The following is a 26,617-nucleotide window of genomic DNA, read 5'->3' as shown; positions in this document are numbered from 1 at the left end:
GGTTGAACTTAATTGTAAAGGAGAATCGATATGACGACTACCTCATCAAACTTGTATGTATTGTTGCTCGGAAAATTCATGTCGTTGTTCGCATCCAGTCTCTTCACGTTCGTCGCGGGATTGACCGTGCTGACAACATCTGGCTCAGGGCTCCAGTTCGCGCTCGTCTTGCTCGCCGGCACAGTGCCGCGCGTTTTATTATCTCCGTTTGCCGGGGCATTCGCCGACAAACTGGATCGCAAACGCGTGATTATCACGATGGAGTCAGTGAACGCCTTATTATTTTTGGCTGCTGGCATCGCGAGTCTCGTCTGGACGTTCGGCGTCCCTGCTTTCTTGATTATCACATGTCTGCTCTCTGTCGTCTCGACTTTCTTATCGGTCACGTTGTCGAGCTCGATTCCGCTCTTGTTTGACGAAGACGGGCTCCAACGCGCAAACTCGCTCATTCAAAGCACCATTTCCATCTCAAGCATCGGCACGCCGCTACTCGCCGGAGCACTGTTCACTTTGCTGCCCGTCTCGGCATTTTTGTTCAGTTCGTCGCTCTTGTTTGTCATCGCCGCCTTTCTCGCTTCTCGTCTCCACTTTAAAACGTATGACCATGTCCCCACCGAGCAGTCCACTTGGAACGAGGTCCGATCTGGCTTCCACTACTTGAAACGCCAGCGCGTACTTTGGACGTTGACCCTTTTAGCAGCATTGCTCAATTTCTTCTTCGTTGCCGCAGAAGTACTATTCCCGATTGCCGCCCTACAAGAAATCGGCGTCAGTCCGCTCCAGTTCGGTTTTTTAGAAAGCATGTTCGCCGTCGGCTTTTTAGTCGCCTCGCTCGCCCATGCGTTACCAGTCTTTCAAATCAAGCATCGGCTAGCCACGACCCGAACCGCGCTAATCATTATCAGTTGCCTCTTTATCGGGCCGGCCGTCCCGCTCTATTTTGCCTTCTCAGTCACACCAGCTATCGTCTTCTTCGCTGGTTTCGCCTTATTAAGCGGATTCTTCATCATCCGCGTCAATATCCCCATCCAGCTCTATTTACAGACGAACACGGAACCAAGTTATCTCGGTCGCGTGATCGGTGTTCTCGAATCCCTCGCCATGGGCATCACACCGTTCGGATTCATCGTGTTTGGCCTATTGAGCGAATGGATGCCGGTCGCCTCACTCTATACGATTTGCATGCTCTGCCTGCTCACCATCACGTTGTTCGCGATGTATCGGATCCGTCACGACATCTCTGCCGAAAAAGCAAATGTTTCAGCGAAAGCAGAAAGTGCGTGAACACAAAAAGACATCGAACGTTTTTCAGTTCGATGTCTTTTCTGTGGATGGAAGGACGCGTTTCTCTAACAAGAACGGTCCGAGTGGGATGACCGACGCCATTACGGCGAGGACCAACACTTTGAAGCCCCAGTTGAAACGCCATGCCATATAGACGGCTGCCGCCACGTAAGCGACGAACAGGAAACCATGGGCCGCGCCGACGATACTGACAGCGAGCGGCATGCCCGCCAAATACTTGAGCGGCATCGCGATGAGCAACAAGAGTAAGAAAGACACTCCTTCTGTGTATCCGAGCCATTTAAAATGTGTCGCGTTCATATTCGTTCTCCTTTTCAATCGATGCTACGTTCATCGTAGCCGAAAGTGGTGAGGTTTGTCACAGGAGAACGTCATAAAGTCGTTACGCTATTTGACGATTTGGTGAACGATGCATGACTTTTGTTTCCACGAACTTGCGAAGGAACAATCCATCGACGCCAAGTTTACCAGCATTGTAGCCCGCGACGAGAATGAGGACTGATACGATTAACATCGTCGGGTTCGTGCTGACCGTACCTGAGAGCAAGAACGCCATGTTCATGACAAGACCGAAGAAGGCTGCGCTACGTGTAAGGGCACCAACCAAGAGTCCAAGACCGACTAGGAATTCACCGTATGGGATCAACACATCGAACAAGGCCGCGTTCGGAATGGCGAAGTTTTCAAGGAATGCTGCCCACCAACCGGCAACGGCTGGGTGATCACCCGTGGCGAGAGAAGCTGCGTTTTGAAGATATCCTTCTGAACCAAATCCGCCTGTGATTTTGCCCCAACCTGCTGTGAGCCAGTGATAGCCGAGCCAGAGACGAAGGACTGTCAAAATACCGGTGGCGACGTTGTGGTTCTGCCAAAATTTTGTGAACATGATAATTCCTCCTTAGAATGAGTGAATGATGGCTTATATGTGATTACATTCACAATATATCATCCATGTTCATCTTTTCACATAGGTTAGGACAAGAGTTCACGTTTCGTTCATATGTGTGTCACAGGTCAGTCACTTTTTGGAAATTGGTCAATTCGAAAAGGACGTCCGCGAGGGACGTCCTTGTTTGAGTTACAACTTCACCTCTTGAGGTGGCTGTCCTTTTTTATTCATCACGCGCATCGATTGTGGCGCGATTTTTAAGATGACGAGTTTTGGATCATCCGGACCGTCGAACCAACCTTCGAGTTTCTCGTTCCATACCTTTTCTTTCATCGATTCATCGTCAGATACACTCGTCTCGCCTAAAATCTCGAGGTACGTATCCCCGACGCCGTCCCCGTCATAGCCAATCAAAATATGCGTATACGGATTATTTTTCAGTTCATCCACTTTATCCGTTTCTTTCGAAGTTGCGGTGTAGAGCGTCAAGTCATCATGGAAAAATGTCATATAACGGCTGTGCGGCTTCCCTTTATAAACCGTTGCCATTGTCCCTACGTTACTATGATCTAAAATCTGTTTTGCCGTTTGCATTGCATCCATTCTGAAAAACCTCCTTGTGGTAGTCACTCGTATATTGATTCCCCCGGGGCAAGTGATTAAACACGCGGACAACAAAAAACCTGCTCGCCGAAGCGAGCAGGTTATAAAATTCCTTAGAAAGGAAGATTAGATTTTTTCAACGTTAGAAGCTTGTGGTCCACGAGCTCCGTCAGTGATTTCGAAAGTTACTGCTTGGCCTTCTTCAAGTGTCTTGAAGCCGTCGCCTTGGATTGCTGAGAAGTGTACGAATACGTCGTCTCCGCCTTCCATTTCGATGAAGCCGTAACCTTTTTCTGAGTTAAACCATTTTACTTTACCTGTGTTCATAATGAACCCTCCTGAAATAAACGCTGTGCGTTCTAGTAGTGCCTTACTAGAAAAAACTGACCAATAAAAAATCACAAACCTCTAGGATTATCTTAAACGAAAAATAATCCAAAGCGTTTTGTGAATTATGTTTCCAGCTATTCTTAATTAAGCACATATAGAATATACCATGGATAAATGCTTCTGTCTACTAAATACTTCGGTTTGCTAAAAATACTTCTAAAACGGGTACATCCAATTGTAGTGAACGCTAGGAGGATGAACCATATGACCGCACACATTGATCGCTCAAATATCGCCGCCACCATCGCCCAGCATTCGAACTGGGCGCTCGGTGATCTATTGAAAGAAACACTTGATTGGCATGAGGCGACACGACAGGCCCACTATCCCGATCAAGCAAAAACTTATCTCTCGCATTTGCCGATGACCGAACGCATCGTCCCAGTGACAAGTTCCTTGCCGCTCGAGACGGTCGATGGAATCGTCCGTCCGGTCTGGATGCGCCGGCTCGACGCCGAGTACTTGAACTTGAGACAAATGACGCGTCAGCACGTCGACGTCACCGATTACGGCGCCATCGGGGATGGGCAGACGGATTGCACCCTCGCTTTCCGGCTCGCCCTTAGGTCGAACCGCCACGTCCACGTGCCGACCGGCGTATATATCGTCCGCGGGATCCGTATCCCGTCGAACTGTGTGCTTGAAGGGGCAAGCCAGCAGGAAACGATCATCAAGCTCTCGGACCGGGCCCCGAAACATCGACGATTACTTCGAAATGCGACTCCCTTCGCCGGCAACCACCATATCGAAGTCTCACATTTGACGCTCGATTGGAACCTGGAGCGCCTCGGTGACGTCGATCGGACGTCGAGTGGCGATACCGCCTCGAGCGCGTTAACGTTCGCGCACGTCAAATTCGGTTGGATCCATCACGTCACGGCGAAAAACGCGGGGTTACACGCATTCGATATCACTGCACCCCACTATCATTACTTGGGAGACGGATTACGTGCCACAAAAGGTAGCCGCTACGTGTGGCTCGATCATTGCGAGGCGACGAATTACGGCGATGATGGCATCACGACCCATCATAGTGACGCCCTCTATATCACGAACTGTTACTGCCATCATCCACACGGACGGACCCACGCCCATGGCTTCTCGAACTCGAACGGAATCGAGATTGATGATGGGTCGCGCCACGTCACGCTCGTCAACAATATGAGCGAGGGTTGCTTCGGGGGCGTCGAAGTGAAGGCGCACGGGACGTCTTCAGCCGCTCACGACGTTCACATATTCGGACACTTCTCGTATCACGACAATCGCTCGTTCAACTTCCGGCACATCAGCCACCACTTGGCTGATGATCCGCAGTCGAAGACGGCACGCTTCCTTTCAGGGACGAACCTCGTCTCGATGGAGCCGGTCCGTTCGAGTCTTTATAAGAAGTCTTCTGCGCGTAGCCTCGTCATATCAGCGTATCAAGACGTGTTCATTCACGGGTTCACGGCGATTGGGAATCCTGAATATGACTATCGTGGAAACCCGGCGCTCGCCGTTCAATACAAGTCTCGGAACGTCCGCTTGAAACGGATTGCGGCGAGCGGATTTGCATCGGGACGGGCCGACATCGAACTGTTCGGCGGAGATAACCGGACCGATCACGTCACGATCGAGGACGTCATTTGCCGTAACTCGGCCCCAGTCGCGTTGAAAGTCGGCGGGCAACTGACGAACGTCATGCTCCGTCGGATTGAAGGCGAACAAAAAAGTGGAGATGTACTCATCTCCACGAGTAGCCCGATCGAGGCCCATGATTTATTCGCTTATGGGTTTTCCGATCGCGTACGCAATGACGCTTGAGCCGACTCGACGAGTTCATCAAGCATCGCCTCATCTAAATTAAGTGAACTCACCGTCTGTTTCGCCATCATGCGGACGATGGCTTTGTCGAGAAAGCCCATTCGTTCGAAATCATAGCCGTTGCCGACGACTTCGACGAAATAAGCATGTGCCCGCAACACTTCTCGATAAGCATCCTCGAGTTCTCGTTGCCGTTCGGCCGCAGTCGGCGTACCGGCACATAAATAGAGGCCGAGCGGTCGTTTGAGCAGTTGGGTTTCGTTCATGTGCAGCCAAGCCGTCATCTCGTCTTGAATTTTGCCCATCCGGATCGAGCTGCCGACAATCACATGGTCGACCGTCGCCCACTCGACATCCGGCTGCTCGACTACATTTTGGATGTGAACGTCTCCCGGAAGCCGTTCGGCCAACAAATGGGCAACTTTCTCACTCGTCCCGTAGCGGGTCGAATAAGCAATTAACGTATTCATCGCGTTTCCCCCTTTTCGTTCAGACTCTACTATCTCTATTCCCGAAAGCATCCACCTTTACTAGTGACCACAAAAAAACTCGCCAAGGAGGCGAGTTTTTTTCGTCACACTTTATACACTTGCGCTTCGTACGGACGAAGCGTGAACGGTTCAATCGGTTCCATGTTCCCGATGACACGTTCTGTCACGTCATACGGGAGTTCGCGTGTCACCGTCTCATCCGAGAAGTTACAGAGCACGAGCCACGTCTCCCCTTCGAACGTTCGAGTGAAGGCGTATATCGCTTCATCGTCTGGGAGTAACAGTTCATACTTCCCGTAGACAACGATCGGATTTTGTTTCCGGAGCTGAATCAACTGGCGATAATAATGGAAGAGCGAGTCCGGATCACGCCGCGCCGCTTCCGCGTTCACGGTCATATAGTTCGGGTTGACCCCGATCCACGGCGTTCCGGACGTGAATCCGCCTTGCGGTTCGGCCGACCACTGGACCGGTGTCCGCGAGTTGTCGCGCCCACGTGCGTGAATACCGCGGAAAATCTCATCATGCGTCAACAAGCCATTCGTCGTGTAATCCCGATACGCGTTGAGCGTCTCGATGTCACGGTACTCATCAATCGAGTCGAACGCCACGTTCGTCATCCCGAACTCTTCACCTTGATAGATGTATGGTGTCCCTTTCAGCATGTGCAGGAGCGTCGCCAGCATCTTGCCAGAGACGACACGATACTCGTCCGAGTCGTTCCCGAACCGTGAAATGGCTCGCGGTTGGTCATGGTTGCTCCAGTAGAGACTGTTCCAGCCATCTTCTTCAAGACCTTCTTGCCAACGCGAGAAGATTGTCTTCAAGTCCGTCAACTTCCAGTCCGTCGGGTTCCATTTGCCGAAACTGCCGTTGCCGACGTCGACGTGCTCGAAATGGAACACCATGTTCAACTCGTCACGGTCTGTTCCCGTATACAGTTTCGCCTCGTCGACGCTGACGCCCGGCATCTCACCGACCGTGATCGTATCGTATTTCGACAGGACCTCACGATTCATCTCCTGCATGAACTCATGGATGCGCGGTCCGTTGAAGAAGAACGGTGTACCGTCTCCGTAACCTGTCCCCCGCGTCTCGCCGTCTGGATAGCTCTGATCTTTCGAGATCATGTTGATGACATCCATTCGGAAACCGTCGACCCCTTTGTCGAGCCAGTACGTCATCAAATCGTATACTTCACGGCGCAACGTCTCTGACTCCCAGTTCAAGTCTGGTTGCTTTTTGCTGAACAGATGCAAGTAGTATTCGTCGCTTGCCTCATCGTATTGCCAGGCACTCCCTCCGAAGAAAGCACCCCAGTTCGTCGGTGGCTGACCGTTCTCGCCTTTTTTCCAAATGTAGTAGTCCCGATATGGGCTGTCTTTTGAGGAGCGCGACTCCATGAACCATTGGTGTTCGTCCGACGAGTGGTTGACGACGAGGTCCATCATAATTTTGATGCCGTGACGATGCGCTTCTTCGAGCATCGCATCGAAATCGTCCATCGTTCCGAACTCATCCATGATGGCCCGGTAATCGCGGATGTCGTATCCGTTGTCGTCGTTCGGTGAATCGTACACCGGCGATAGCCAGATGACATCGATGCCGAGTTCCGCCAAATACGACATCTTCTCGGTGATTCCAGGGATGTCCCCAATCCCGTCACCGTTCGAGTCATTAAAGCTGCGCGGGTAAATTTGATAGACGACCGCTTCTTTCCACCATTGTTTCATGTTTCATCCTCCTCATACGTTCTGTCGATTTCATCGTACCCGCTCCTCGCCTTGATTTCTATCCATGATATGATGAGAATATGCACGATTTTGCTATTAAGAAAGGATGATTCGATGGAAATTGGCTTTTGTGGCTATTCGTATCATACAACGACCTACACTTTTCCTTTCCCTAATCGATTGGAGACGTATTTGATTCGCTTGCAGACTGAAGGCACGGCACGAATCGTCGTCAATGGAGAGACGTATACGGTACGGCCTGGCGATTTGTTGCTCGTCAAACCTGGTGACGAGTACGAACTGCATGTCGACACCCCGGCGAGCGGGGATTATCATCTCTTCTGCAACGGTTCATCACTTGATACGTGGTGGACTGCGGCGAATCGTTCCCGCATCACGTCCATCTCGATCGACCCTCGCCTGTTGTCACTCTGGCAACACATCACCGAAGAGGCACGACGCCCGACGACTGAACAAAGTCCGGCCTTGATTGAAACACTGATTGAAGCCTTGCTTCTCATGCTCGACCGTTCCGTCCAAGAAGTGCAAGCAAACGTGCGGCCACCGGTCGTGTCACGCATGATGCGTTATATAGAAGGAAACGTCACGAGCGACTTCAAAGTGGCGGACGTCGCCGACGCGGTCGGGCTCAGTGTATCGCGGACCGTCCACTTGTTCAAAGAAGTGACCGGTATGACGATTGTCGCCTATGCCCAATCGATTCGACTCCAGCTCGCCGAAGAACAGATGCAGTACACCCAACACTCTCTCGAACGGATCGCCGAGCTGTCCGGATTCCGATCCTATCCATATTTTCATCGAATCTTTAAACGAAAATATGGCGTCGCACCAGGGGTGTATCGCACACTTCAACAAAAAAACGAAAAAAAATAAAAAAAGAGTGATCCATTTTTTGAACCGCTCCGTTAGATGGGTGTAAACAACGACAACCACTCAAAAAAAGGAGCGATTACCCATGAAGAAGAAAACAATGAACAAGATTGTAGCACCGGCACTCGCACTCGGCTTACTCGTCCCATTGAATGCACAGGCAGCGGATCACGCGCCGACAGCAAGCACACCAGCAGGTGACTTACGAGCCACGCTCGACCAATTACTGTCTGAGCATTATGTCTTAGCCGTCACATCGATGATGAAAGCTTACGACGGAGCACCAGACGCTGAAGTCGCGATGAAGGCACTCGATCAAAACGCACTCGACATGACACCGGCCATCGCTTCAATTTATGGAGATGAGGGCGCAGCCCAGTTCGAAGACATCTTCGCTGGTCACAACGATTACTCAGCTGACTTCGTTGAAGCGGCTAAATCAGAAGACAAAGAGCTTCGCGCTGACGCGGAAGCCGAAGTCGATGAATTCGTCGAAGAGTTCTCAACATTCCTTGATGCAGCAACAGAAGGTAACTTACCAAAAGACGCTGCAGCTGACGTACTTGAGCTTCATGAAGACCAAGTTCTCTCAGTATTCGACAACTATGTCGCAGGTGACTACGAGTCGGCATACATGACGTACCGTGAAGGGTACAAGCTCATGTTCGACATCAGTAAAGCCCTCTCAGGCGCAATCGTCACACAGATGCCTGACAAATTTGAAACTGCTGCTGACACACCGGCCGTCGAGCTTCGTTCAACATTGAACAGCCTTGCTGGGGAACACTTCGCCCTCGCAGCAATCGGCATGCAAAAAGGCTACGATCAAGCAGAAGATTACGACTACGTGAGCTGGGCTGAAGATCAGAACACACTCGACTTCAAAGCAGCCATCGGTTCAGTCTACGGTGATGAAGGTGCGGCCCAATTCGAAAAAGTATGGAACGGGAACCACATCACAGCACAAGGTGACATCGTTGCCGCTACACTCGAAGGTGATGAAGCTAAAATTGAAGAAGCACGCATGAAGCTCGACCAGTTCGCTGTCGATTTCAGCACATTCCTCGATGCAGCGACAGAAGGTAACTTGCCACAAGAAGCTGGCCAAGAAGCGATCAAACAACATGAGGCCCTCGTGCTTCAAACGTTCGATCAGTATGTAGCTGGTGATGCGGATGCCGCTTGGATGTCATTCCGTGAAGGATACGCGTTCATGTTCGGTGTTGGTGAGACACTCGGTAACGCGATCGTGACACAAATGCCTGACAAGTTCGCTGAAACAACAATGCCTGAAGAGATGCCTGAAACAGGTCTCGGTGGTGCACAAGAACAATCAATGAACACGCTCTACGCTGGCCTTGCTGTACTTGGCGGAATCTTGCTCGCCTTCGTAACGCTTCGCAACCGTAAAGAATCTGTTCAATAATTCAATAAGGAGGGAGCCCCATGAACAAGCGCCATTTGTTTCTGGCGCTCTCTCTCTTTTGTTTTGGCTTCTGGACGTGGACGAGCGCCCAAGAATCGTCGTCACCACCTGTAGAAGAAAAACAAATAGAGGAGAGCCCAGATTTATCGGCTGAATTCTCACTTCTACAGGAAGAGGTGAAGAAGCTTCGATTAGCCGAGGAAGAGGAAAGTGCCAAGGCCGCGACACCCGTCCAACTTCAAATTCCCAAAATCAAGGTCGACACCGCAATCGAACAGGTCGGCGTACTCGACAACGGACAGATGGGCGTCCCAAAAGACGAGAACCAAGTCGGTTGGTTCGAACCGGGCGTCAAACCTGGTAGTAAAGGAAATGCCGTCATCGCGGGACACGTCGACAGCAAGACCGGCCCCGCCGTCTTTTATGAGCTCGATCAACTGAAGACCGGCGATGACGTGACGATCATCGACGAGAACGGCAACACGTTGACGTTTCGTGTCACAAAAACAGAGAGTTACGATACGAAAAACGCACCGATTGAGGATATCTTCGGGGCCACGTCGAGTCGACAGTTGAACTTGATCACGTGTTCCGGTACGTTCGGTGACGGCGGTTATGACGAGCGTTTCGTCGTCTATACCGAGCTTGTCGATACCGAAATCAATACCGAAGTCGAACTCGACGCACCGACGAGCGTCGAACTCCGCGGGAACTTATTGACGTGGCACGCCGTCCGTGACGACGCAGTCATCGGCTATCGCGTCTATGAAGTCGTCGATGGTGAAGCGACACATATCGAAAGTATCCCGTCGCACGCCCGGAAGAGCATCGAAGTCATGAACGAGCAGGCAGCTTATTATGTGACAGCGATCGATCAACTCGGGAACGAGTCGAGTCCTTCTCAAGAGACGAAATAATCACAAAAGAACCCGCAGACGATTTATGTCTGCGGGTTCTTACGTTTTACACGAAACACGGAATCTGCGGGTTGAACGTCTTGTTGTTCTCCGTCATGATCTGTTTCTTGATTTTGCCTTCGCCGAGATAGACGATACGGTCGGCGAGCGCCTCCGCATCCTCTTCATCGTGGGTAACGAAGATCGTCGTCGTCCCCGTCTGTTTGAGGAGGCGGCGCAAATCGTCCCGAATGCGATGTTGGAGCGACGTGTCCAAGTTGCTGAACGGCTCATCCAAGATGAGGAGCGACGGTTTCGGAGCAAGCGCACGCGCGAGCGCGACACGCTGTTGCTGACCGCCACTGAGCTCGTACGGATAGCGATGACGGAACTCGGACAAGTTCACGAGCGTCAGCATCTCTTCGACGCGCTCGTTCCGCTCTTTCCGGCTCAATTTATGCAGACCAAAGCGGATGTTTTTCTCAACGGTCATATGCGGGAAGAGCGCATAGTCTTGGAACACCATCCCGACACCACGCTGTTCAGGCGGCATGAACTGGCAATCGTCGCAACAGACACAGTCGTTGACGACGACGACGCCTTGATTCGGCATCTCAAGCCCTGCGATGAGGCGTAAAATCGTACTCTTCCCAGAACCGCTGTCACCGAGAAGCGAGACGATTTCACCTTTCGTGATCGAGATCGAGAATCCTTTAATCGTCTCGGCTTGCGCACCTTTATAGCTGAAGTGTAAATCGTTGATTTGAACAAACATTAGTCGGCCTCCTTATCAAGCACCTTATGGAACACAAAGATCAACAGTCCGCTCATGAGCACGATGACGATCGAGGCGAGCGCGGCCTCATGTATCTTCTCGTCACTGACATATTTGAACGCCTGTGTGGCGAGCGTCGAAAAATTGAATGGCTGTAAAAACAGCGTCAGCGGCAATTCTTTCATAATATCGATAAAGACGAGGATGAACGCGCTCATGATCGCCCCTTTAATCATCGGGATATCGACCCGGAAGAACGTCTGCACCGTCCCCCACCCGAGCATGCGTGACGCTTCCGTGAACGACTTCCCGACTTTCTCAAATCCACTCTCGATCGAGTTATAGCCGATGGCGAGGAAGCGGATGACGTAGGCGAAAATGAGCATGATGAGCGTCGTCCTGAACACGAACGTCTGGCCTAAGTCCAAAGCGAGCGCCACGTTCAACACCCACTCATCAAGCAGCAAGAACAACGTGATGACGGCGATGGCGATGGCCGCTCCCGGGATTGAATAACCGAGCGTCGTCACTTTCGAGATGACGCGTGTCATGTTTGACGGGAACAGGCGCGTATAGTTCGCGATGATGAGCGCAAACACGAGAATGATCATCGTCGCGATGAAGGCGACGCTCACCGTGTTCCAGACGAGACGGAAAAACTCGGCCGTGAACACTTGTTCAAACGTCAATACCGTCCAAGCAACGAGTTGAACGAACGGAATGAAGAATGCGACCGCGAAGATGGTCGCTACATAACCGAACACGGCGTATCGATGCCATCCATTCAGTTGTCTCGGTTTGAGCGGCTTCACTTTCGTCGTCGCATAGCTGAACTGTTTTCGACCTCGGATCAGCCGTTCCATCGTCAAGATGGCGATGACGAGAATCATGAGCGTCCCAGCGAGTTTGAGCGCTGAGGACGTATCTTTCATCCCGAACCACGTACTGAAGATGGCCGTACTGAACGTCTGAATCCCGAAGTATTTGACGACGCCATAGTCGTTCAACACTTCCATCAAGACGAGGCTGACCCCGCCGATGATGGCGACGCGCGAAATCGGGATGACGACGGTGAAGAAGATATCCCACGAGCCGCGACCGAGGATACGGGCGTTTTCAATCATCGAGGACGATTGATTGTGCAGGAAGGCACGCGTGATCGTGTAGATGTATGGATACAAGAACAGCGTGAAGATGAACACCGTCCCTTGAATCGTCATGATGTTGAAATACGTCTGGTCGACCGTGATACCGAACTCGTTGCGAAGCGTCGTCTGGATGACGCCCGTATAGTTTAAAATCCCGTGATACGTATAAGCCCCAATGTAAGGCGGGATGGCGAGCGGTAAGATGAGCGCCCATTTGAAGAACCGACGGAACGGAAAGTCGTACACCGTGACGAACCAAGCCAGGCTCGTTCCGATGACGGTCGTCAACAATCCGGTCGCGAGCATGATGAACAGTGTATTGCGCACATAAGTCGGCAACAAGTACTCGCGAATGTGTTGCCAGTTCTCGTTGACCGGTGCGAACAGCTCGACCAAGACGACGACGCCTGGCAGGACGATGAACACCAGCGCGATAAAGCTGAGGATGGCCCATCCATTCAGTTGTCGTTTCAGCGCGTACCAGTTCATGTCGTACAACTCCCGTTCTTTCGTTCAGTCACTTCCTGTCCCATCATATCAGTTTCCGCGCCACCGGTGTACCGTCAGCGTGCCATGAAACACAAAAACCTTCGGCCTGAACATCTGTTCAAGCCGAAGTCGTCTTATTTCCAGCCCGCTTCGTTGAAAATACGGATGGCTTCTTGCTGGTTTTCACCGAGGACAGACAAGTTGATGTCCTGCTCTTTGAACTCACCCCATGATTGAAGGAGCTCGTTCGGTTCAACCGATTCGTTGACCGGATACTCGTAGTTCACGCTCGCAAACTGCTCTTGTGCTGACGGATCAGACATGAACTCCATGAGTTTCTTCGCGTTTTCTGAGTTCTTCGCTGCTTTTGTCATCGCGATCCCCGAGATGTTCACGTGTGTCCCCGTTGTGTCTTGGTTCGGGAAGAAGACACCGAGTTGCTCGGCCACTTTCTTCTCTTCCGCGTCTTCCGAGTTCAACATGAGACCCATGTAGTATGTGTTCATGATGGCGACGTCCCCTTCACCGGCGACGACCGCTTTCGCTTGGTCACGGTCGTTCCCTTGTGGATCACGCGCCATATTGTTGACCATGCCTTTCGCCCACTCTTTCGCTTGATCGACACCGTTCACTTCAATGAATGAAGCGAGGAGTGAGATGTTGTACATGTTCTCAGACGGACGAACGAGCACTTTTCCGTTCCACTGTTCTTCTGTGAGCGCTTCGTATGTTGACAAGTCTTCTGGTTTCACACGGTCTTTTGCATAGACGATGACACGTGCCCGTTTCGTGAGACCGAACCACTCGTTGTCCGTATCACGATATTTTTCAGGGACGTTCGACTCAAGCACGTCGCTATCGACCGCTTGAAGATGACCCGCATCTTTCGCTTGATACAAGTTCCCGGCGTCTGCCGTGATAAAGAGGTCGGCTTCTGTGCTCTCACCTTCTGTGTTCAAACGCTCGAGAAGCTCATCGCTCTTCCCTTCGACGACGTTAACTTTTACGCCCGTCTCTTCTTCGAACTGCTTGTAAAGTTCTTTATCGACGTCATAGTGACGGCTCGAGTAGACGTTGACGACTTTTGACTCTTCTGCTGTCTCGTTATCATTTGACGTCGTCTCTTCCGTGCTCGCGCAAGCGGCCAGGAGTGATGTTGTGAGCGCAGCCGATAGGCCGAGCGCCATGTACTTTTTGTTCATTTGATTATCCCCCACTTATTCATCTCTATTGTTGGTAATGATAATTACTCTCAGTTACTATCATCACTGATAATCATTCTCACGTCAACCTTTTTTTGAAATCGTTTACAGTAGTTATAAATACATAACTTAACAGTTTTGACGTCATCATTTCTTGACTTCAAAATGACTACGCACCTATAGTAGAAGAGAACAAACCGTCTGGTCGGTACAGAAAAGAGGGATGACATGACAAACCGATCAATAATCACCAAGCAAAAACTGTTAGATGCCGCGACCGATATCATCATGGAGCACGGTGTGCATCACCTGACATTGGATGAAGTCGCCAAGACGGCGGGTGTCTCGAAAGGTGGTCTCTTGTACCACTATCCATCCAAAGAAGCGTTGTTGACCGCCATCGTGGAACGGCTCCAAACCGAGCAAAACGATTTGTACGAATCGCTCCAAGCCGATGGCAATGGCCCTGTCGAGGCGTTCGTGCGTCTCTTTGACGAGACGAAACTTCATCCGGAGCGCTCAGCCATCCACATCGACGCCGAAAAGATGATTGCGTTCCTCACATTGTTCGCCGTCGACCAAGAGTACGCAGAGCGGTGGAAGCACGACCTCGACACGTTCTTCGCACAGTTTCAACAGACGAGCGATCCAGTGGAGACGATGATCATCCGCTATGCGCTCGAAGGAATGATGATGTCCGAGCACTTCAATGTCGGCGTCGCCCCACCTGCTTTAAAACAAGACATTATCGCTCGCTTGATCGAGCGAGCCCAGAACATCGATTCGGGTAAAACAGACTAATCTATTAGAGGAGAAATGAACCCCATGCAAAAAATCACGTCCTTCTCCGTCAATAACAAGTTCGCCGTCTGGTTGATGACCATCATCTTGACGGCCGCCGGAATTTTCGCCGGCTTGACGATGAAACTAGAAACATTGCCTGATATCACGACACCGACCGTCTCGGTGACGACGATTTACCCAGGAGCCTCACCTGAACAAGTGCTCGACGAAGTCAGCACCGTGCTCGAAGAGCGCTTGAAGAGCTTGAACGGGGTCGAACAAGTTCGTTCGTCTTCGTTCCAGAACGCTTCAAACATTCAAATCGATTATGACTTCAGCACTGATATGGAAGAAGCTGAACAGCTCGTCAAAGACGCGCTCAGCAACGTCGAATTGCCAGAAGCCGTTCAAGACCCACAAGTATCACGACTCAGCTTTGACGCGTTCCCTGTCGTTGGTGCAGCCGTCTCAGATGAGAGTCTCGATTTGGCCGAATTGACGAAATTGGTCGAAGATGAGTTGCAACCGGCCCTTGAAGGCGTCGAAGGCGCTCAGACCGTCCAAATCGCCGGACAAGAGATTCGTCGCGTCGAGCTTCAGTTCGATGAGGAGGCACTCGCCGAATACAACTTGACGGAAGACACGGTCAAACAGTTGATTCAAGCGAACGACGCCCGCATCGCGCTCGGCCTGTATGAACTTGGTGATACGGAGCAAGCCGTCGTCATCGACGGGAAGTCGGAGACGCTCGAGGCGTTCCGCGACCTACAAATTCCGTACTCACCCGCACAAACGGAACAGCCGGTGCCAGGTGCGCCAACGGAACTTCCGACTGGCGAGACCCCACAAGTCCCGACTGAAGTACCAGGTGCCGTCCCACCTGCCAATATCCCGACAACCGTCCCGACCGTCGCTTTGAGCGAACTCGCGACGATTGAAGACCGTGGCATCGAGGAATCGATTTCGCGCTCAAACGGAGAACGTTCAATCGGGATTCAAGTGACGAAAACACAAGACGCGAACACCGTCGACGTCGTCAACGCCGTCAAAGAGGTGCTCGCCGACTTCGAGGCCGACTATGACACGGCCAACGTCTCCGTCACGCTCGACCAAGGTCAACCGATTGAAGAATCGGTCGAGACGATGGTCTCGAAAGCGTTACTCGGTGGTCTATTCGCCATTTTGATTATTCTCGTGTTCCTTCGTAACTTCCGCTCGACGATTATTGCGGTCATCTCCATCCCGCTCTCGCTCTTGATGGCGTTGATCGTCTTGAAACAGCTCGACATCACGCTCAACATCATGACGCTCGGCGCGATGACCGTCGCCATCGGACGGGTCGTCGATGACTCCATCGTCGTCATTGAGAACATTTACCGTCGCCTCACCCGTCCGAACGAGACGTTGCGCGGCAAAGAACTGATTATCGCCGCGACGAAAGAAGTGTTCATTCCGATCGCGTCGTCGACAATCGTTACGATTGCCGTCTTCTTGCCGCTCGGGTTCGTCACCGGATTCGTCGGCGAGCTGTTCTTACCGTTCGCCTTGACCGTCGTCTTCGCTTTGCTCGCATCACTTCTCGTCGCGATCACGGTCGTGCCGATGATGGCCGACTCGTTCTTTAAGAACCGTGACAAGTTGAAGCCGGAAGAAGGACCAGGGAAACTCGCCGAATGGTATCGCGGCGTCCTCAACTGGTCGCTCAACCATAAACTCGTCGTCTTCGGCCTGGCTACCGTTCTCTTAATCGGAAGTTTCGCCCTCGTACCAGCCATCGGGGTCAACTTCTTGAACCAAGAATCTGAGAAGACGCTTTACGTCACGTTCGACCCAGAGCCGGGACAAACGCTCGATGATTCGATTGCGGCGGCCGAAATCGCCGAGACGTATTTCATGGAAGAGCAAGCGAACGCGACCGACGTTCAATTTACAGTCGGTGGCGAGAACCCGCTTAACCCAGGAAACAACAAACAAGGAATTTTCATCGTCCAGTACGATCCGGACACGGAAGATTTCGCCGATGTCAAAATCGCCGACGTCGAACGCTTGAATGAACTCGCCTCAGGCGGTGAATGGAAAGAACAAGACTTCGCCGGCGGTGCCGGAACGAGCGGCGTGACGTACAACGTCTACGCCAACTCACTCGAAGACCTCGAAGCCATCGTTCCGACGTTCATTGAGACGATTGAAGAAGAGACAGATTACGTCCGTCAAGCAACGTCTGACCTTCGTGAATCGTACGTCCAATACACGTTCAACGTCGACCAACAAGCTGCTGCTGAGGCAGGCGTCTCGGCCGCCCAGCTCGCCCAGACGATTGGTCAGTTCCAAGCGCAAGAAAGTCCGCTCTCGACCGTGACGATTGATGACAAGCAACTCGACGTCATCATTCCGACAGAACAAGTCACGTACGACAGCATTGACGATTTGCAGGAACAAGAAGTGACGACGCCGTTTGGACCACGTCCAATCTCAGACTTCATCGAAGTCGAGGAAGGCACGACACCGGATACGCTCGTTCAGCGTGACGGCAAGCTCCTCGCTCGCGTCAACGTCGAGCTCAGCACGGACAAAGCGACGGAAGCTTCGGCGGCCATCGAAGAACGTGTGTCTGACATCGAGCTCCCGACTGGCGTCTCGTATGATGTCGGCGGTGTCACGGAACAGATTCAAGAATCGTTCACTCAGCTCGGTCTCGCCATGCTCGCAGCCGTTGCCATCGTCTACTTGGTGCTCGTCATCACGTTCGGCGGTGCCGTTACACCGTTCGTCGTCCTATTCTCGCTCCCTTACGCGATTATCGGGGGACTTATCGCTCTTCTCATCACTGGCGAGACGATCTCGGTATCTGCCTTGATTGGAGCGCTCATGTTGATTGGGATCGTTGTGACGAACGCCATCGTCTTGATTGACCGTGTTATTCATAAAGAAGAAGCTGGTCTCTCGACGCGTGATGCCTTGCTCGAGGCAGCCGGTACGCGCCTCCGTCCAATCCTCATGACGGCACTCGCAACGATTGGTGCCCTCGCACCGCTCGCGCTCGGTCTTGAAGGTGGCGCTTTGATTTCGAAAGGTCTCGGTGTGACCGTCATCGGTGGATTGACAAGTTCAACGCTATTGACGCTCCTCATCGTTCCAATCGTGTATGAGTTCTTCGCACGGTTCCGTAAGAAAAAAGAAGCGTAATTCAAAAGAGAGTCGCCCGCACAGGGTCGACTCTCTTTTCGATTCGGTCATTCCTGACGTGTTCCACACGGCTTTCCGTGCTTTTATAAAACCTCTTTGGAGAGAAGAACTTCACTTTTTGATGATTGCCTAACCTTGACCTGTACAAATAAATCTGAGAAAATTCTTACGTTTTGAACGTATTCGCGAAAGGATGGTATACATGCAACTCTTTATCAAATGGATGATCGGCCTTTCGCTCTTATTCGGGTTAAGCGCGCTCGGCAATTGGATCGTCGCCACTTTAGAATGGAAAGTGCCTGGGAACGTCGTCGGGATGATGCTGTTGTTGATATTACTTATGACAAAAATCATCCGAGTCGAATGGATCGAGGACAGTGCCGGCTTCCTCACGAAACATCTCGCTTTCTTCTTCATCCCGATTGCGGTCGGTCTCATGTCTTATAGTAATCTATTAAAAGCAGAAGGGATCCCGCTCTTTCTCGCCTTGATGATCAGTCTAAGTGTGGGGCTCATCGTGACCGCCATCATCTCCGGAAGACGAGGTGAAGCGTCATGACATTATTTTGGGTACTCGTCACAGTTGGTGTCTATCTCATCAGCCGAAAACTATCATTTAAATGGGCGTCTCCGTTCACGAACGTCGTCTTCTTGAGCACAACTATTTTGATTGTGATCCTCCTTCTCTTTGAACAACCGTACGACGTGTATGAACCGGCCAAAGATTTGATCACGATTTTACTCGGCCCGGCGACCGTCGCCCTCGGTCTGCCGTTGTACCGCAACTTGCCGACGCTACTCGCACGCGCGAGACGTGCCCTCAGTGCAATCGTTGCCGGTACCGTCTCGACGATTATCGTCGCAGTCATGATTGGAACGGCGCTCAAACTGACGGACCAAGTGCTCATCGGGCTAGCGGTCAAATCCGTCACTGCTCCGATTGCACTCGAACTGGCAAAACAGCTCCAAGGAGACGCGGCGCTTGCTGCCTCCATCACTGTCGCCTGTGGCATACTCGGTGCCATGTTCGGTCCGCTAATGTTGTCGCTTTTCAAAGTGACTGATCCGTTCACGCGAGGACTCGCACTCGGAACGATCAGCCACGGCATCGGCACGGCTCAAGCCGCGACAGAACATCCGCTCTCAGGGGCCACCGGGGGCGCTGCGATGGGCCTATCCGCCATCTTCACGTCGTTTTTGTTGCCGTTTCTCCTGCCGTTCCTTCTTTAAAAAAGGCCAGCACCCTTGTTTCATACAAATTGAGTAAAAGTAGAGGCCTTAGCGCCTCTCTTTTTATTTTCAAACAATTTCGATACTTCTCAAAACGGCTCTCATGCTACACTAAACGAGAACAGATTGATTAGAGGAGGCAGACCATGCAATCGAAATTAATTGAACGTTTAATCACGTATGCAAAAATTGATACACAGTCCGACTTCACGAGTGAGACGACACCGTCGACGGCGAAACAATGGGATTTGATTCGCCATCTCGAGGCTGAGTTAAAAGCGATTGGACTCGAGGACGTCGAGACGGATGACTATGGCTACTTGTTCGCCACCCTTCCGAGTAACGTCGACCATGACGTACCGACGATCGGCCTGCTCGCCCACGTCGATACGGCGACCGACTTCACCGGGACGAACGTCAACCCGCAACTCGTCGCACATTACGAGGGCGGCGATATTGTTTTGAACGAGGCGCTCGGTGTCATCTTGTCGCCGCGTGACTTCCCGGAGCTCGATGGCTACGTTGGACATACACTCATCACGACAGACGGCACGACGCTGCTCGGTGCCGACGACAAAGCCGGCATGGCCGAGATCGTCACTGCGGTCGAATACTTATTGGCCCATCCGGAAATCCCGCATGGCCCGGTGCGAATCGCCTTCACACCGGACGAAGAGATTGGACGCGGACCACATAAGTTCGACGTCGCCCGCTTCAACGCCGATTTCGCCTATACGATGGACGGCGGCCCGCTCGGTGAACTGCAATACGAGAGCTTCAACGCTGCCGGCGCCACGGTCACGTTCCATGGGACGAACGTGCACCCGGGCAGCGCCAAAAACAAGATGGTCAACTCGATGAAATTGGCGATGGCGTTCCACAACCGCCTCCCGGCCGATGAGGCACCGGAACATACGAGCGACTATGAAGGCTTCTTCCATCTGAACGGCTTCTCTGGCGACGTGGAGACGACGACGCTGCAATACATTATCCGCGACCACGACCGCACAAAGTTTGAGGCGCGCAAAGCGTTGCTTGAAAAGCTCGTCGTCGAATGGAAACAGAAGTACGGCGAAGCGCGTATCGACTTGAAAATGGACGATCAATATTACAACATGGCCGAGAAAATCGAGCCGGTAAAACACATCGTCGACACCGTCGCCGACGTCATGCGCGAACTAGGCATCGAACCGAAAATCGAACCGATTCGCGGCGGGACGGACGGTTCGCAACTGTCGTATATGGGACTCCCGACCCCGAACATCTTCACGGGTGGCGAGAACTATCACGGCAAGTTCGAGTACGTCTCCGTCAACAACATGGAAAAAGCGACCCACGTCATCATCCAGACGCTCCGTACGTTCGCTGAACGCGCGCGAGCATAACACATGCGCCTCCAATCGTTCTCTTCTAGAATAGAGACATTGGAGGCGATTTTTTATGAAGCATACGTTTCAAATGAACCTCGACTGGACCGGCGGACGCAACGACGTCGGAACGATCGAGGCCGAACGGTTAAAGACACAGATATCGATTCCCCCGGAAATGGACGGACCCGGCATCGGCACGAACCCGGATGAGATGTTGCTCGGTGCTGCGGCGACCTGCTATATCATCACACTTGCGGCTATGCTCGGGCGAAGCGAACTGCCGCATCAAGGCATCACGATTGACGCCGAAGGCATCGTCGACGTGACGAACGGTGTCTTCACGTATGAGACGATTCGCTACACGACACGTATCAACGTTCCAAAAACGGCCACAGATCGCGATATCACGCTCGTCGAACGAATCACCAAAAAAGCGAAGGATGGCTGTATGATTTCACGCGCCTTGGCCGGCAACGTCGCGTTCGAACTCGACACGACGGTCACGCGCGTCGTCTGACGATGTATCGCTTCGTATCCCCCTTGCAGGAAGGGGTCATCCTGAAACGCCGCAATCGGTTCGTGATGGACGTATTGCTCGGCGACACTGTCGTCGCCTGCCACTGTCCGGTCACAGGCCGCATCGGTGACCTCGTCTTTGACGGGGTGCCTTGCCTCGTCTCAGCGACGGACGACCCGCGACGGAACACCGCCTTCACGGTGGAGGCCATCTCGATTGACGCGGACCGACAATGGATTGGAATTCATCAAGGCCGCGTCAACGATTTCGTCGAACATTGGTTGCGGACGAACGTGATTTCAGCTTTTCCTTCTCCGAGACATGTGGAACGAGAGAAAGTCGTCGATGCGTCACGAATCGACTTTAAAGTCGATGGCACTTATATCGAAGTGAAAGCGCCTCTAGCCGAGTTGTTCGTAACGCCTCTCCCCCGCTTTGAACGGCGTGCGGTGACGAGACCGATCGAGACCGAACGGTTGATTCGACATCTCGAGACACTCATTGCGACGTTGCCGAAAACGGGTCGGGCCGTCTTGCTGTATGTTTTCTTATATGATGCGCCCATCTTCACCGGCAACCCGAATCGGAAACACGACTTACGAATTCGGCAGCTGATTCGCGACGCAATCGCGGACGGACTTGAAATCTGGCAAGTGAATGGCGAGGTGTCTACGGAAGGGATTCGTTTAACCCACTGTGTCGAGACGACGCCTCATTTCAAGTAAAAAAGCCATCAGCGATGGCTTTTTTACTGTAATAACAGTGGGGTCACGTACGCCTCGATGATCGCAGAGATGGCGAGGAGCGGAACTGCGATGACGAGAAATGTCTTCACGCCTGCCACGAACAGCGCCTTGAACGTGACGTCGGTCTCTTTCCCGCGTAGTTTTTTCCAGATGTAACGGTTAAGCGACAACCCCATCGCCGCTCCGAGCAAGATAGCCGAGATTTCGATGATGCCGTGGGGCAAAATGCCGAGCACGATGACCCGGATCACGGACTCGCCGGCAAACCCAACAAGCATGGCGACCAGGCCGATGACCGCGGCGTTGATGACGACGAACATATACGGGATGAAGAGCGGGATCATCCCGAGCAGGAAAGCGAGCAACGTGACGCGCGTATTGTTCACGAATAGGGCAATCATCGTCTCGCGTGCGCTCGAATCGAACGTCAATCCTTGTGATTCAAATGATTCGCCGAGCTGAGCTAAAATTTCGTCCACTTGTTCAGGGGCGATGACGGCCCTGAATAGAAAATACGACCCGATGCTCGTCACGAGGAAGATGACCCAGAGCCGGAAGAAATCTCGGCTGTAGTAGTTTGACCACGCTTCTTTCAGCGAGAGCGTTGTTTTCATGGCTGATTCCCCCTTTCTTCTCTATACGAATCAGGCTGCTGTTTGTTTCATTTTTACCCACGACTGCGCGTTTTCAAAAAACGTGATACAATACACGTCGTAAACTAATCAGAAAAACGAGGGATCCTATACATGATTACAGTAAATAACGTAAGTCTCCAATTCGGTGGACGCAAGTTGTTCGAAGACGTGAACATCAAGTTCACACCAGGCAACTGCTACGGCTTGATCGGCGCGAACGGTGCCGGGAAGTCTACATTCTTAAAAATTCTTGCCGGCGAGCAAGAAACGACAACAGGTGACGTCAGCTTTTCACCTGGCGAACGCCTCGCCGTCCTCAAGCAGGACCATTATGCGTACGAAGATCAAGCGGTACTCGAGACGGTCATCATGGGCCACGAGCGTTTGTATCAAGTCATGAAAGAGAAAGACGCCATCTATATGAAGGAAGATTTCTCTGACGAAGATGGTATGCGCGCTGCTGAACTCGAAGGCGAATTCGCTGAGATGAACGGTTGGGAAGCCGAATCAGAAGCTGCCATGGTCCTTCAAGGACTAGGGATCACGGATGCATCACACCACAAGCTCATGAGCGAGCTCACAGGTGGCGAGAAAGTCAAAGTCCTCCTTGCTCAAGCATTGTTTGGCAAACCTGACATTCTTCTCCTCGATGAGCCGACGAACGGTCTTGACCTCAAAGCGATCCAATGGCTCGAAGAGTTCTTGATCAACTTCGAGAATACCGTCATCGTCGTATCCCACGACCGTCACTTCTTGAACAAAGTCTGTACGCACATGGCCGACCTTGATTTCGGGAAGATCCAATTGTACGTCGGGAACTACGACTTCTGGTACGAGTCGAGCCAACTCGCTTCGCGTATGGCCAACGACCAGAACAAGAAAAAAGAAGAGAAAATCAAAGAACTTCAAAACTTCATCGCCCGTTTCAGCTCGAACGCCTCGAAGGCGCGTCAAGCGACGTCGCGTAAGAAGTTGCTCGATAAAATCACGCTCGACGATATCCGTCCATCATCACGTCGCTATCCGTTCGTCGGTTTCTCGATGGAACGTGAAATCGGGAACGACGTGCTCTACGTCGACAACGTCTCGAAGACGATCGATGGCGTCAAAGTACTCGACAACGTCACGTTCTCACTCAACAAGACGGACAAAGTCGCATTCGTCGGCCGTTCGGACGTTGCCATTACGACTCTCTTCAAAATCATCATGGGCGAGATGGAACCGGACACGGGTACGGTCAAATGGGGCGTGACGACGACACAGTCGTACTTCCCGAAAGACAACTCGGAATACTTCGAAGGCTCGGATAAGAGCATCTTGGATTGGTTACGCCAGTTCTCACCAGCCGACGAGTCGGATACGTTCCTTCGCGGTTTCCTCGGACGTATGCTCTTCTCAGGCGAAGAAGTCATGAAGAAAGCATCTGTCCTCTCAGGGGGAGAGAAAGTGCGTTGCATGCTCTCGAAAATGATGCTCTCGAACTCGAACGTCCTCGTCCTCGACGATCCGACGAACCACTTGGATCTCGAGTCGATCACAGCGCTCAACAACGGTCTCGAAACGTTCAAAGGCGTCCTCCTCTTCAGCTCGCATGACCATCAGCTCATCTCGACGATTGCCACGCGCATCATCGAAGTGACGCCGAACGGGATTGTCGACAAAGAAGCGACGTACGACGAGTTCCTCGAGAACGAATCGCTTCAACAGCAAGTCGAGTCACTCTATCAGAACGCATAAGAAAAAAACGATCGGCCGCGGCCGATCGTTTTTTTTATTTGACCTCGACCGTCTCCATGATGTGTTCATGGATGTCGTGTCCTTTCGTCACATGGACTTGAACGTTGTATATGCCTGACTCTTTGAATGTATGCTCACCTGCATAGCTTCCGCCTTCCGTTTCATCAAGCTTCACCCAGTCGTGCTTGTCCGCTCCGTCTTTGAACACTTCGAGTTGGACGTCCGCACCCGTCAACGCCTCATGCTCAATTTTGACGTTGACTGTGAACGGTTGGACTTCATTGGCGACAGCTTGAGTCGGATCAAGGACAATGTCTGCTCCCGCGTGGTTGTGATGGTCTTGCTCAGCTTCAGCTTCAGCCTCGGCCGCCGTCTCCGGATGGCCGACCGTAACGTTCGTCGTCGGCATCGTATGCATCGAACGGGCCGTCACATGGACTTGCACCGTGTAAACTGCTTCTTCGACAAACGTCGTCTTCGCCTCGTAGACTCCATCTTCTGTGAGCGACGCTTTCGTCATCTCACTCTCTTCCTTGGCGCCATTTTTCCAGACCTCGAACTTAATCTCGTCGGCATCATCGACCGCTTCACCGTCTTGTGTGACGCGAACCGCCAACGTGACCGTCTCGTCTTTGTCCGCCGTGTCCGGAACGTTTAATTCTGCTTCTACCGGTTCCATCGACTGCACCGTCTCCGTACCACTGGCCGTTTCATCGGCTCCGCACGCCCCAAGGACGAACAGACCGACGAGACCAAATGCCACCCCGAACCGTTTCATTGATTTGCTCATGTTGAATCCCCCTATTCAATCGCTTACATTCTTCACACATTGTTCATGATAGCACCCTTTTTTAGGAAATGTGTGAGGATTGTGTGATATTTGGCACGTTTGTCACTCATAAATTGAACACAAATATTGAGAGTCATTATCCAAAAATTCCTTTCCCTATTTTTAGGGTTAGACGATGTTTACCACTAAAAGGGGGTATATAAAATATATACACAGCTCAATATATGGAAAGCCTTAACATCAAGATACATACACCCAAGAATGGAGGCGAAACCAAAATGAAGAGCAAGTTTGTACGTGTGTTGATGGCCTTGTTGATCATGTTGGCACCGTTAGTCGCTTATCCAAAATCGGCCGATGCCGCTGCTTCGAAATTCATCACAAGCGTGAATACGACGAGTAAAGTTGTCGCGTTGACGTTCGATGACGGGGCGGATGGTGCGAATACGAATAAGATTTTGGACATACTTGCCAAGAACAATGTCAAAGCCACTTTCTTTTTGACTGGATCAGGCGCCAATAACCATCCTCAATACATTAAAAACATCGCAGCTAAAGGTCACCAACTCGGTAACCATTCGTATACCCATCCAGACTTCACAAAGTTGACCGCCACGCAAATGAAATCAGAACTTGATCGGACGGAAGCAAAAATCAAATCCATTACCGGTAAAACGACAAAACCAATCTTCCGGGCACCATTCGGCGCCGTCAATAGCGCCGTGTTGAGCGGAGTCGGCGCTGCCGGCTACGGCTATACGATTCAATGGAACATCGATACCGTGGACTGGAAAGGAGTCACCGCTAGCCAAATCAATACGAAAGTACAGGCGAACATCAAACCAGGCTCAATCGTCTTGATGCACACCGGTGCCGGCGCTCCAGGTACACCACTCGCCTTGCCGACGATGATTGCCCAGTTGAAAGCGAAAGGCTACAAGTTCGTCACCGTCTCGCAATTGCTCGCTTACCAAAACACATCTACCAGCAAAACGTATACCGTCAAATCAGGCGATACGCTCTATAGCATCGCCCGAGCTTACAACGTCACAGTCGCTGCGCTCGCCGCGGCCAACAAAATTACAAACTACAGTCTCATCTATGTCGGACAAGTGCTCGTCATCCCGGGTTCCACTGTAACTCCTCCACCTACGACGACCGTCAAGTATACGGTTAAATCGGGTGACACGCTCTATAAGATCGCCACTTTGTACAAAACGACTGTCGCTAAGATTGCAGCCGCCAACAATATTACGAACGTCAACTCCATCTATGTCGGACAAGTACTGATCATCCCAGGTACAACCGTCACACCACCGACGACTACGGTAAAATACACGGTAAAATCAGGGGATACGCTCTACAAGATTGCGACGATGTATAACACGACTGTCGCTAAGATTGCAGCCGCCAACAATATTACGAACGTCAGCTTGATCAGCGTCGGGCAAGTGCTTACAATCCCACGCTAACCAAAAAAGTGTCCTCCGCTTTTTAATCTGTACCCTATGTAAAGGACATTTTAAAAAAAGATCACGCTGCTTGAAGGAGATGATTCCTGTACTGTACAGGAGTCATCTTT

The 26,617-nt window shown here is 51.8% G+C and carries 25 protein-coding genes; 14 read left to right on the top strand and 11 right to left on the bottom strand.

The window, feature by feature from the left end; genetic code table 11:
• Positions 1–30: 30 nt before the first annotated feature.
• Positions 31–1,284: an MFS transporter gene (locus KNP86_RS13150; RefSeq protein WP_214754847.1), complete on the top strand. Its 1,254-nt coding sequence runs from the start codon at positions 31–33 to the stop codon at positions 1,282–1,284.
• A gap of 24 nt (positions 1,285–1,308) precedes the next feature.
• On the opposite strand, the gene KNP86_RS13145 is transcribed toward KNP86_RS13150, so the two are convergent.
• From KNP86_RS13145 to KNP86_RS13130, 4 genes are all read right to left on the bottom strand, one after another.
• Positions 1,309–1,605, bottom strand: a complete 297-nt coding sequence (locus tag KNP86_RS13145; RefSeq protein ID WP_029596302.1) for a DUF3817 domain-containing protein — start codon at positions 1,603–1,605, stop codon at positions 1,309–1,311.
• An 82-nt stretch (positions 1,606–1,687) separates the two neighbouring features.
• Positions 1,688–2,191, bottom strand: coding sequence for a DoxX family protein (locus KNP86_RS13140; RefSeq protein ID WP_214754845.1), 504 nt, complete (start codon positions 2,189–2,191; stop codon positions 1,688–1,690).
• A gap of 192 nt (positions 2,192–2,383) precedes the next feature.
• Positions 2,384–2,797 (bottom strand): pyridoxamine 5'-phosphate oxidase family protein, encoded by a 414-nt coding sequence (locus tag KNP86_RS13135; RefSeq protein WP_029596304.1) that lies wholly within the window; start codon positions 2,795–2,797, stop codon positions 2,384–2,386.
• 126 nt (positions 2,798–2,923) lie between these two features.
• A complete protein-coding gene (locus KNP86_RS13130; RefSeq protein ID WP_016507985.1) occupies positions 2,924–3,124 on the bottom strand; it encodes a cold-shock protein in 201 nt (66 codons plus the stop codon).
• A gap of 267 nt (positions 3,125–3,391) precedes the next feature.
• Here KNP86_RS13130 and KNP86_RS13125 point away from each other — a divergent pair, with 267 nt between their 5' ends.
• Positions 3,392–4,990, top strand: coding sequence for a glycoside hydrolase family 55 protein (locus KNP86_RS13125; RefSeq protein ID WP_214754843.1), 1,599 nt, complete (start codon positions 3,392–3,394; stop codon positions 4,988–4,990).
• Here KNP86_RS13125 and KNP86_RS13120 read toward each other — a convergent pair.
• The gene (locus tag KNP86_RS13120; RefSeq protein WP_034780662.1) at positions 4,954–5,460 is read right to left on the bottom strand and encodes a flavodoxin domain-containing protein; all 507 of its coding nucleotides are present in this window, start codon (positions 5,458–5,460) and stop codon (positions 4,954–4,956) included. The genes KNP86_RS13125 and KNP86_RS13120 overlap by 37 nt on opposite strands.
• Positions 5,461–5,564: 104 nt before the next feature.
• Positions 5,565–7,214 (bottom strand): glycoside hydrolase family 13 protein, encoded by a 1,650-nt coding sequence (locus tag KNP86_RS13115; RefSeq protein ID WP_034780660.1) that lies wholly within the window; start codon positions 7,212–7,214, stop codon positions 5,565–5,567.
• A 114-nt stretch (positions 7,215–7,328) separates the two neighbouring features.
• Here KNP86_RS13115 and KNP86_RS13110 point away from each other — a divergent pair, with 114 nt between their 5' ends.
• The 3 genes from KNP86_RS13110 (at position 7,329) to KNP86_RS13100 (ending at position 10,448) form a co-directional block, all read left to right on the top strand.
• Positions 7,329–8,108, top strand: coding sequence for a helix-turn-helix domain-containing protein (locus KNP86_RS13110; RefSeq protein ID WP_214709711.1), 780 nt, complete (start codon positions 7,329–7,331; stop codon positions 8,106–8,108).
• A gap of 82 nt (positions 8,109–8,190) precedes the next feature.
• Positions 8,191–9,531: a globin family protein gene (locus tag KNP86_RS13105; protein ID WP_214754841.1), complete on the top strand. Its 1,341-nt coding sequence runs from the start codon at positions 8,191–8,193 to the stop codon at positions 9,529–9,531.
• A 20-nt stretch (positions 9,532–9,551) separates the two neighbouring features.
• A complete protein-coding gene (locus KNP86_RS13100; protein WP_214754839.1) occupies positions 9,552–10,448 on the top strand; it encodes a class F sortase in 897 nt (298 codons plus the stop codon).
• A 46-nt stretch (positions 10,449–10,494) separates the two neighbouring features.
• Here the strand turns inward: KNP86_RS13100 and KNP86_RS13095 are convergent, their stop codons facing one another.
• The 3 genes from KNP86_RS13095 to KNP86_RS13085 all read right to left on the bottom strand — a co-directional run bounded on the left by KNP86_RS13095 (position 10,495) and on the right by KNP86_RS13085 (position 14,041).
• Positions 10,495–11,202 carry an ABC transporter ATP-binding protein gene (locus tag KNP86_RS13095; protein ID WP_021068048.1) on the bottom strand — a complete coding sequence of 236 codons (708 nt, stop codon included), beginning with the start codon at positions 11,200–11,202 and terminating at the stop codon, positions 10,495–10,497.
• Positions 11,202–12,839 (bottom strand): ABC transporter permease, encoded by a 1,638-nt coding sequence (locus KNP86_RS13090; RefSeq protein WP_214754837.1) that lies wholly within the window; start codon positions 12,837–12,839, stop codon positions 11,202–11,204. Before KNP86_RS13090 ends, KNP86_RS13095 begins: the two co-directional genes overlap by 1 nt.
• Before the next feature lie 134 nt (positions 12,840–12,973).
• Entirely contained in the window at positions 12,974–14,041 is a 1,068-nt protein-coding gene (locus KNP86_RS13085) for a Fe(3+) ABC transporter substrate-binding protein (protein WP_034780649.1), read from the bottom strand.
• 228 nt (positions 14,042–14,269) lie between these two features.
• Here KNP86_RS13085 and KNP86_RS13080 point away from each other — a divergent pair, with 228 nt between their 5' ends.
• The 7 genes from KNP86_RS13080 to KNP86_RS13050 all read left to right on the top strand — a co-directional run bounded on the left by KNP86_RS13080 (position 14,270) and on the right by KNP86_RS13050 (position 21,852).
• Positions 14,270–14,842 (top strand): TetR/AcrR family transcriptional regulator, encoded by a 573-nt coding sequence (locus KNP86_RS13080; protein WP_052090260.1) that lies wholly within the window; start codon positions 14,270–14,272, stop codon positions 14,840–14,842.
• 24 nt (positions 14,843–14,866) lie between these two features.
• Positions 14,867–18,010, top strand: a complete 3,144-nt coding sequence (locus KNP86_RS13075; RefSeq protein ID WP_214754835.1) for an efflux RND transporter permease subunit — start codon at positions 14,867–14,869, stop codon at positions 18,008–18,010.
• A gap of 202 nt (positions 18,011–18,212) precedes the next feature.
• A complete protein-coding gene (locus tag KNP86_RS13070; RefSeq protein ID WP_034780640.1) occupies positions 18,213–18,569 on the top strand; it encodes a CidA/LrgA family protein in 357 nt (118 codons plus the stop codon).
• The gene (locus tag KNP86_RS13065; protein WP_138860118.1) at positions 18,566–19,240 is read left to right on the top strand and encodes an LrgB family protein; all 675 of its coding nucleotides are present in this window, start codon (positions 18,566–18,568) and stop codon (positions 19,238–19,240) included. The genes KNP86_RS13070 and KNP86_RS13065 overlap by 4 nt, the downstream gene beginning before the upstream one ends.
• Before the next feature lie 146 nt (positions 19,241–19,386).
• A complete protein-coding gene (pepT, locus tag KNP86_RS13060; protein WP_214754833.1) occupies positions 19,387–20,625 on the top strand; it encodes a peptidase T in 1,239 nt (412 codons plus the stop codon).
• 55 nt (positions 20,626–20,680) lie between these two features.
• A complete protein-coding gene (locus KNP86_RS13055; protein ID WP_214754831.1) occupies positions 20,681–21,127 on the top strand; it encodes an SACOL1771 family peroxiredoxin in 447 nt (148 codons plus the stop codon).
• 2 nt (positions 21,128–21,129) lie between these two features.
• Positions 21,130–21,852 carry a DNA/RNA nuclease SfsA gene (locus KNP86_RS13050; protein WP_214754829.1) on the top strand — a complete coding sequence of 241 codons (723 nt, stop codon included), beginning with the start codon at positions 21,130–21,132 and terminating at the stop codon, positions 21,850–21,852.
• A gap of 23 nt (positions 21,853–21,875) precedes the next feature.
• On the opposite strand, the gene KNP86_RS13045 is transcribed toward KNP86_RS13050, so the two are convergent.
• Positions 21,876–22,487: a stage II sporulation protein M gene (locus tag KNP86_RS13045; protein ID WP_214754827.1), complete on the bottom strand. Its 612-nt coding sequence runs from the start codon at positions 22,485–22,487 to the stop codon at positions 21,876–21,878.
• 132 nt (positions 22,488–22,619) lie between these two features.
• Here KNP86_RS13045 and KNP86_RS13040 point away from each other — a divergent pair, with 132 nt between their 5' ends.
• Positions 22,620–24,245 (top strand): ABC-F family ATP-binding cassette domain-containing protein, encoded by a 1,626-nt coding sequence (locus tag KNP86_RS13040; RefSeq protein ID WP_034780623.1) that lies wholly within the window; start codon positions 22,620–22,622, stop codon positions 24,243–24,245.
• 34 nt (positions 24,246–24,279) lie between these two features.
• Here the strand turns inward: KNP86_RS13040 and KNP86_RS13035 are convergent, their stop codons facing one another.
• Positions 24,280–25,035 (bottom strand): FixH family protein, encoded by a 756-nt coding sequence (locus tag KNP86_RS13035; RefSeq protein ID WP_214754825.1) that lies wholly within the window; start codon positions 25,033–25,035, stop codon positions 24,280–24,282.
• A gap of 278 nt (positions 25,036–25,313) precedes the next feature.
• On the opposite strand from KNP86_RS13035, the gene KNP86_RS13030 reads away from it, so the two are divergent.
• On the top strand, positions 25,314–26,507 hold the full coding sequence (locus KNP86_RS13030; protein ID WP_214754824.1) for a LysM peptidoglycan-binding domain-containing protein: 1,194 nt from the start codon (positions 25,314–25,316) through the stop codon (positions 26,505–26,507).
• The last annotated feature ends 110 nt before the right edge of the window (positions 26,508–26,617 follow it).

This window comes from Exiguobacterium sp. s16 (genome assembly GCF_018618115.1).
In the GTDB taxonomy this organism is placed as follows: Bacteria; Bacillota; Bacilli; order Exiguobacteriales; family Exiguobacteriaceae; genus Exiguobacterium; species Exiguobacterium mexicanum_A.
This window is presented reverse-complemented; position numbering and strand designations above follow the sequence as displayed.

Excerpts from the sequence above, each read along its gene's own strand:
- KNP86_RS13150 (WP_214754847.1), top strand. The coding sequence starts at position 31 with ATGACGACTACCTCATCAAACTTGTATGTATTGTTGCTCGGAAAATTC.
- KNP86_RS13145 (WP_029596302.1), bottom strand. The coding sequence starts at position 1,605 with ATGAACGCGACACATTTTAAATGGCTCGGATACACAGAAGGAGTGTCT.
- KNP86_RS13140 (WP_214754845.1), bottom strand. The coding sequence starts at position 2,191 with ATGTTCACAAAATTTTGGCAGAACCACAACGTCGCCACCGGTATTTTG.
- KNP86_RS13135 (WP_029596304.1), bottom strand. The coding sequence starts at position 2,797 with ATGGATGCAATGCAAACGGCAAAACAGATTTTAGATCATAGTAACGTA.
- KNP86_RS13130 (WP_016507985.1), bottom strand. The coding sequence starts at position 3,124 with ATGAACACAGGTAAAGTAAAATGGTTTAACTCAGAAAAAGGTTACGGC.
- KNP86_RS13125 (WP_214754843.1), top strand. The coding sequence starts at position 3,392 with ATGACCGCACACATTGATCGCTCAAATATCGCCGCCACCATCGCCCAG.
- KNP86_RS13120 (WP_034780662.1), bottom strand. The coding sequence starts at position 5,460 with ATGAATACGTTAATTGCTTATTCGACCCGCTACGGGACGAGTGAGAAA.
- KNP86_RS13115 (WP_034780660.1), bottom strand. The coding sequence starts at position 7,214 with ATGAAACAATGGTGGAAAGAAGCGGTCGTCTATCAAATTTACCCGCGC.
- KNP86_RS13110 (WP_214709711.1), top strand. The coding sequence starts at position 7,329 with ATGGAAATTGGCTTTTGTGGCTATTCGTATCATACAACGACCTACACT.
- KNP86_RS13105 (WP_214754841.1), top strand. The coding sequence starts at position 8,191 with ATGAAGAAGAAAACAATGAACAAGATTGTAGCACCGGCACTCGCACTC.
- KNP86_RS13100 (WP_214754839.1), top strand. The coding sequence starts at position 9,552 with ATGAACAAGCGCCATTTGTTTCTGGCGCTCTCTCTCTTTTGTTTTGGC.
- KNP86_RS13095 (WP_021068048.1), bottom strand. The coding sequence starts at position 11,202 with ATGTTTGTTCAAATCAACGATTTACACTTCAGCTATAAAGGTGCGCAA.
- KNP86_RS13090 (WP_214754837.1), bottom strand. The coding sequence starts at position 12,839 with ATGAACTGGTACGCGCTGAAACGACAACTGAATGGATGGGCCATCCTC.
- KNP86_RS13085 (WP_034780649.1), bottom strand. The coding sequence starts at position 14,041 with ATGAACAAAAAGTACATGGCGCTCGGCCTATCGGCTGCGCTCACAACA.
- KNP86_RS13080 (WP_052090260.1), top strand. The coding sequence starts at position 14,270 with ATGACAAACCGATCAATAATCACCAAGCAAAAACTGTTAGATGCCGCG.
- KNP86_RS13075 (WP_214754835.1), top strand. The coding sequence starts at position 14,867 with ATGCAAAAAATCACGTCCTTCTCCGTCAATAACAAGTTCGCCGTCTGG.
- KNP86_RS13070 (WP_034780640.1), top strand. The coding sequence starts at position 18,213 with ATGCAACTCTTTATCAAATGGATGATCGGCCTTTCGCTCTTATTCGGG.
- KNP86_RS13065 (WP_138860118.1), top strand. The coding sequence starts at position 18,566 with ATGACATTATTTTGGGTACTCGTCACAGTTGGTGTCTATCTCATCAGC.
- pepT (WP_214754833.1), top strand. The coding sequence starts at position 19,387 with ATGCAATCGAAATTAATTGAACGTTTAATCACGTATGCAAAAATTGAT.
- KNP86_RS13055 (WP_214754831.1), top strand. The coding sequence starts at position 20,681 with ATGAAGCATACGTTTCAAATGAACCTCGACTGGACCGGCGGACGCAAC.
- KNP86_RS13050 (WP_214754829.1), top strand. The coding sequence starts at position 21,130 with ATGTATCGCTTCGTATCCCCCTTGCAGGAAGGGGTCATCCTGAAACGC.
- KNP86_RS13045 (WP_214754827.1), bottom strand. The coding sequence starts at position 22,487 with ATGAAAACAACGCTCTCGCTGAAAGAAGCGTGGTCAAACTACTACAGC.
- KNP86_RS13040 (WP_034780623.1), top strand. The coding sequence starts at position 22,620 with ATGATTACAGTAAATAACGTAAGTCTCCAATTCGGTGGACGCAAGTTG.
- KNP86_RS13035 (WP_214754825.1), bottom strand. The coding sequence starts at position 25,035 with ATGAGCAAATCAATGAAACGGTTCGGGGTGGCATTTGGTCTCGTCGGT.
- KNP86_RS13030 (WP_214754824.1), top strand. The coding sequence starts at position 25,314 with ATGAAGAGCAAGTTTGTACGTGTGTTGATGGCCTTGTTGATCATGTTG.